The 6,857-nt window shown below is 50.7% G+C and carries 2 protein-coding genes; both read right to left on the reverse strand.

Annotated features, from left to right (window positions below; genetic code table 11):
• Positions 1-267: 267 nt before the first annotated feature.
• Positions 268-1,965 carry a GMC family oxidoreductase gene (locus VIM87_RS17445; protein ID WP_331998239.1) on the reverse strand — a complete coding sequence of 566 codons (1,698 nt, stop codon included), beginning with the start codon at positions 1,963-1,965 and terminating at the stop codon, positions 268-270.
• Between the two features lie 249 nt (positions 1,966-2,214).
• Positions 2,215-6,857, reverse strand: a 4,643-nt coding sequence (locus VIM87_RS17450) for a fibronectin type III domain-containing protein (RefSeq protein ID WP_331998240.1), incomplete at its 5' end; no start/stop codon positions are given.

A 6,857-nucleotide genomic window follows, 5' to 3' on the forward strand; every position in this document is an offset into this window, starting at 1 on the left:
TACCTATATGGCGCTAACTGCCAGGGCCTGTGATTATGCAGTGGGAGAAATGAAGAAGGGGAATTTGTAGATGTGCAAATGTGCAAATGTGCAGATGTGCAGATGTGCAAATGTGCAGATGTGCAGATGTGCAGATGTGCAGATGAAATGCAGCGAATATAAAAAGCCCTGACAGCTTTCTAAACTGTCAGGGCTTTGCTTTATAATCAAACATATATCAGCACATTCCCCTCATCTGCACATCTGCACATTTGCACACCTGCACATCTACAAATTCCCCTTCTTCATTTCTCCCACTGCATAATCACAGGCCCTGGCAGTTAGCGCCATATAGGTAAGGGAAGGGTTCTGGCATGCAGAGGAGGTCATGCAGCTGCCATCCGTAACAAACACATTCTGTACTTCGTGCAGCTGGTTCCATTTATTCAGTACAGAGGTAGCCGGGTCGTTACCCATACGGGCAGTACCCATTTCATGCACACATTCCCCGCCAATATAATTATAGTCAAAACCGGAGATGTTGGTAAACCCGCTTCTCTCCAGCATTTCCATGGCGCTTACTTTCATATCCTCACGCATGCTTAGCTCATTGCCGCCCAGCTCAAAAGATATTTTGGCCTGCGGTAATCCCCAGGGATCCGGCCTGGTATGATCCAGTGTTACGCGGTTATAGGCATAGGGCAGCATTTCGCCCCAGCCGCCTAACCACATGGTCCACTTACCGGGTGCGGTAATGGCCTTTTTAAAGTCTTCCCCAAAACCGGGAACATTGTAATTATCCATCCAGGCCTCACGTTCGCCATAGCCCTGGTAGCCAAAGCCCCGCACATAATCCGGCATTTTGGTGGCTTCATCCAGGTTGCGGAAGCGCGGTATGTAAATGCCGGTAGGCCTTCTGCCAACATAATAGCGGTCATGCAGCCCGTCAAAATCCCCTTTGGCGCCTACTTTAAAATGATGGTCCATCAGGTTGCGGCCTACCTGGTCGCTGCCATTACCCAAGCCGTTGGGGAACGCATCTGACACAGAGTTCAGCAGAATGGCCGCTGTGGCTATGGTAGAGGCATTCAGGAAAATAATGCGTGCATAGTACTCGTAAGATGCTTTGGTTTCCGTATCTATAACGTTAACGCCTATAGCCTTTTTCTTATCCTTGTCATAAATAATGGATGCCACGGTTGAAAATGGGCGTAACGTAAGATTACTGGTAGCTTTTGCTGCCGGCAGGGTGGAGGCATTGCTGCTGAAGTACCCGCCATACGGGCATCCGCGGTGGCACAGGTTACGGTACTGGCAGGGCAGCCGTCCGTTCCAGCCTTTGGTAAGATTGGCTACACGGGCAATGGTCACCAGGCGGTCATTGTATTTCTTTTTCAGCTCTTCGCGGAAGTGCAGCTCCAGGCAGTTCATTTCCATGGCCGGCAGAAATTGTCCGTCCGGCAAATGCGCCAGGCCTTCTGCCTGCCCGCTGATGCCGGCATAGGTTTCCACATAATCATACCAGGGCGCAATATCCTTATAACGGATCGGCCAGTCTACGCCATTTCCATCCTGCGCATTAGCGGCAAAATCAAGGTCGCTGAGGCGGTAACATTGCCGTCCCCAGGTAAGGGAGCGCCCGCCTACCTGGTAGCCGCGTATCCAGCTAAAAGGCGTTTCCTGTATGTAGGGATGTTCATGATCCCGCACAAAAAAGTGCCGGCTGCTTTCGTCATAAGCAGCGCTTTGTACCGGGTCGGCCATTACATCTTTTTCCGGGTTGGTGAGGCGGTGTTTAAAATCCCACGGGTTCAACAGGGTGGTGGGATAATCTTTAATATGCTCCACGTTCCTGCCGCGTTCCAGTAACAGGGTCTTTAATCCTTTTTCACACAGCTCTTTGGCTGCCCAGCCCCCGCTTATGCCGGAGCCAATAACAATGGCGTCGTAGGTATTAGCCTTTACGACCTTAAGGTTGTGGTTCATTACAAAACTGTATTCGGTATAATATTATAAAAAAATCCGGTTACCGTAGTAACCGGATTTATGATCTTGGATTTACGGTCTTAGATTTAATAGCAGCAGGCATTATCCGCTGCGGTCAGATTTAAAATCTAAAATCGTAAACCCAAGCTCTGAAATCCTATTTTTTAATTTGCTTTAGATGCTGACCAGGGCAGGCATTATGCCCGCCCCGGTCAGATCTGAGATCGTAAATCTAAAGATCTAAAATCCTCAATGTCTGATCAGCTTGATCGTCTTCACGGGTTTGTTCTCAGAAAGGATCTGCAGCAGGTACAGGCCATTGCCCAGTGCATTGCTGCCTACATCTATTCTTTCCTGGTACACACCGGCACTTCTCTTACCAAGGTCTCTTGCCAGTATCAGGCGACCGTTGCCATCCAGTAAGCGGATGAGTATGCGGGTTTCCTGTTGCTGGCGGATTGCCAGGTTAATATAGCTGCTGAACGGATTCGGATATACATTTTCAACGGTTACTCCATCTGCACCATCTGTCAGGGTATTAGCGGCCTGCTGTAAACCAGGTGCCAGGGCGCCCATGATACCAACCGTATTGGTGCTGCGGCCATTGGACATTGTGCCGCCGTTATTCGGCAGGCTTTGCAGGGTGGTGCTGTCATCCGGCGGGAAGGCCTTGATCACCATGGCATTAATGTAGCCGTAGTTAAGGGCGGTGTAAACCGTGATGGTTACTTCACCATTGCTGTTCGGTACTACATTTTCTATTGTAACAGTGTTGCTGGTATTATCATTTGCATCCAGTGTTACCACCTTGGTGCCTATCTTGTACGCCGTTACCCTTGTGCCACCGCTGGCGCGGCTGCCCAGGAAGGTGAAGGAGTACTGTTTAGTAAGATCCAGGCCGCTTACCAGCATAACAGCAGTATCTGTTTCTGTGTAGTAAGATTCAGCCAGCACCTTATCAGGATATACGCCGCTGTTATTACCTGTTTGTGCGCCTGCCGGGTTGGTACCGGTAAAGTTATTCACAATGCTCAGGTCCACGCTGGTAGTGTTGCCTACATCATCCCTGAGGTTATTCCAGGCCAGGCCTGCGTTTGGCAGGGCAGCAGTAGCATTCCACGGCGCACCATAGATCTGGGTAACCGTAAAGTCTACATAGATGCCGTATGCCAGTGTACCACCTGCTGCAATGTTGCTGTAGGCCGACTGTACACCGCCTGCTATTGCCCTTACCTTGTAGTAGAACACAGTGTTGGGCGCCAGGCCGGTATTGGTGTAAGTGGTCACATTTGCACCCACAGTAGCCAGCAGGCTGTAAGTGCCGTTACGTGTGGTTGAGCGCCATACTTCATACCCGGTTTCGTTGTTGGACTTATCTGCCCAGGTAAGCTGTATGTTGGTCCTCGAGTTAGAGGTTGCTACCAGGTTGGCCGGTGCTAACGGTGTACCATCATCTACATAAGACTGAATTACAAAAGCATTCAGGTATGCGGCAACGGAGCCGGCAGCCTGCCTTACGGTAAAGATGATATTACCGTCGGCATCTGGTGTAAGGCCGTTGAGCTGTACTGTGTTGCTGGTATTGCTGGCTGCATTGAGCGTAACGGTTTGTCCGCCTGCACCGTAGGTAGTGTTGCGGTTGTCGGATACGCTTTCGCGGCTGCCAAAGAATACCAGGTTGTATTTGCGGGCAGCAGACAGGCCGCTGATGCGGATGCGTTTGTCGGTGCTGCTCTGGTCATAGAAGAACGTGTGCATCACGTTATCCGGGAATACGCCGGAGTTATCGCCGGTTACTGCGCCTACATTGTTAGCGCCGGTGAATATATCCAGGATGGTTACGTTGATGCCGCTGGCGGCGCCTGCTTCATCCTGCATATTATTGATACCTGCATTGGTGTTGGGCAGCGCATTAAAGTTGTTCCATGGTGCGCCGGCAGGTTCTACCAGGTTACAGTTCACGTAGACAGAGGTGATCTTCTTATCTGTTACCTGTACGGTAAAGGTCTGCGTACTGGAGCCGCCCTGGTTGTCGGTAGCTTTTACAGTAATGGTATACTTACCAATGTCTGTACCGCCGGGAGCCAGGTTAATGTTACCGGTGCCGTTGCCGGTTGGCTGCAGGTTAGCAAATGCAGGCAGGCCGGTAGCTGAGAGCGTGATCACATCGCCTGCTGCATCGGTAGCTGTTACAGGTATCTGCAGTACAGCGTCCGTCTTCATGCTTACGTTGGCAATAGCAGCCAGTACCGGCGGCCTGTTTGGTATAGCCACTGCAATGCTGTCTGTATATGGAGAGGCGCCATATTGGTTAAGCGCTCTTACCTTATAGTACCAGGTTTGACCGCTGGTAGCATTCGGGTCTGTGTACGTAGTGTCGTTGGCGTTAGATGCGCCGTTATTCAGCACTGTGTATGCACCGCCCTGTGTTGCTGCACGGGATACTTCGTAGCCGGTTTCATTGTACGCCTGGTCTGACCAGGTAAGTTTAACGCCATTGGTCAATGCAGTACCAGCCAGGTTAAGCGGTTTGGCCGGCGCCGTTGAATCATCAAAGGCTGCATTCACCACCATGGCATTGATATAAGCATAAGTGGAGCCGGATGCCGGTGCTATGCTGATAGTAATGCTGCTGTCTGCACCCGGGCTTACGGAATTGATATTAACGGTTTGCGTTGAGTTATTGGTAGCATTGAGCGTTACGCTTACACCGTTAATGGTGTAGCTGGCTACGCGGGCATCGCTGATACCGGCGCGGCTGCCAAAGAACGTAAAGCTGTATTTGTATTTGGAGTTCAGGCCCGTGAGGCGGATCGATTGCGCCACGCTCTGTGTCCACCAGCTGCTGGTCATTACATTAACCGGGTATACGCCGGCAGTGTTAGCACCCTGGTTGTTGGTATTGCTGCCACCGTTTATGGTTTGCCATGGCGTAAGCACGCTCATGGAAATACCGGAGTTCTGGCCATTGTTGTTAAGCAGGTTCGGGAATACATCGCCCTGTGCCGGACGTTTGTTGGTATTATTCCATGGAGCTGCTCCCTGGTATGCGCCATCTGTGAAGTTCACATATACCGCATAGTTCGGGTTCACATTGGTTACAGTGATCGTAAAGTCTTTGCTGTCAATGCCGCCTTTACCATCATCTACCTTTATGGTTACCGGGTAAGCGCCGCCATCGGCATAACCGGGCGCCAGCTGTATAGTGGCGGTGTTGCCGTTAGGTGTAAGCGTTGCAAACGCAGGTAAGCCGGTGGCGGTCCAGTTGGTAGGATCGCCGGCATTCTGATCGCTGGAGCTGAGGTTTACTGTAGCGCTGCCTTTTTCGGCTACGGTTACATTATTGATCGGGCTCAGTACCGGCAGGTAGTTATCATTTACGTTAAGAACAAATGTCTTGTTGCTTACGCCGCCATGCTGGTCTGTAGCTGTGATCTGGATATTATAAGTACCCTGATCGCCCACGCCCGGGTTAAAGGTAAGGAGGATACCGCCGCTGCCATCATCTCCGTAGGAAACAAAGGCCGGTGCATTGGTAGCCGTGAGGCTTACATCTTCTTCATCCGGATCGCTGGCGCCTACGTTAAAGGAGAGGGTAGTGCCATAACGCATAGTCCTGTCAGGAAGGTCGGTGATCACCGGCAGGCTGTTTTGCGTAAGCGTATTCACCTCGTTGGAGTAAGCGCTGTTACCGCCGTCGTTCTTAGCCCTTACGCGATAGTAGTAACGTGCGTTGGGGAACAGGTCCTGATCGGAGTAGGATACATTTGCTGTTGCATTCGCAGCCGTAGTGGCTATGAGCACGTAATTGCTGTTGTTGTTGGCGGAACGGTATATTTCAAAACCAGTTTCGTTGCTGGAATTGTCTTTCCATGTCAGGTCTATCTGCGTACCCGAAACCGCTGTAGCTGCAAGCGTATTGGGCGCAGTGGGTATTGATGGCAATACCTGCGTTTTGCCGCTGGCAGAAGAAGAGTTGGAAGAAGCGCCGGCCAGGTTAATTGCTTTAAGCCGGTAATAATAAGTGGTATTGGCATTCAACGTGGTATCTGTATAGGTGGTCACGTTGGGGCCTGTTGTTGTAACAATATTATAAGTACCGTTTGAGCTGGTGCTCCTGTACAGTTCAAAACCTGTTTCATTGGTACTGTTATCCTTCCAGGTTACACGCAGGGCCTTGTGCGATACTACTGCAACAGCTACCTGGCTGGGTGCTGACGGTGCATTGCCCAGGTTCAGCGTATCAACGAAATACTGTGCAGGTATGGCCTGGCGGAGGAGTATTAAGTTGGGAGTATTCTTCCAGTACAGGGTAATGTTATCCGAACCGGTTGCTTCAAAATAAGTAACAATGATCGGGTACGTGCCTTTGGTAAGGTTAATGGTGCCTTCCCTGTATTGTGAGTTGTGCAGGCCATCATTATCCACCAGCGGGGTAGCGGCAGGATCATATACTTCGCTGCCGATGTATACCCTGCTGCCCGCATCTGAGTTGGTTTCAAATGTGTAGTTACCACTTGTGGGGATGTTGATCCATCCCTGCCACATGAATGCAAACCGGTCGGTTTGTGTTCTTGGGCTGGTGCTTACGGTGGATACTACGCCTGTTTTAGCGGGTGTTAAGGTATTAAAGTCGGGCAATGCCGTCCAGTTGGCGGTAGTGGTGTAGTACTTGTAGTTAAGACCATTTTGATAGGTGGCTACCGTTACCTGGTTACTGGCCGGAGATTCGTTGCCGGCAAGGTCCCTGGCCTTGATCACAACGGCGTAGATCTGTTTGGCAGCTAAGCCGTAAGCGGTGAAGGAAGTAGTGCCGGCAGGAACAGTGAAGGTCTTTTTGCCGTTAAAATAAATATCGTATTTATCAATACCAACATCGTCTGTAGAGGCGG

Source organism: Chitinophaga sp., from assembly GCF_036569125.1.
GTDB lineage: Bacteria > Bacteroidota > Bacteroidia > Chitinophagales > Chitinophagaceae > Chitinophaga.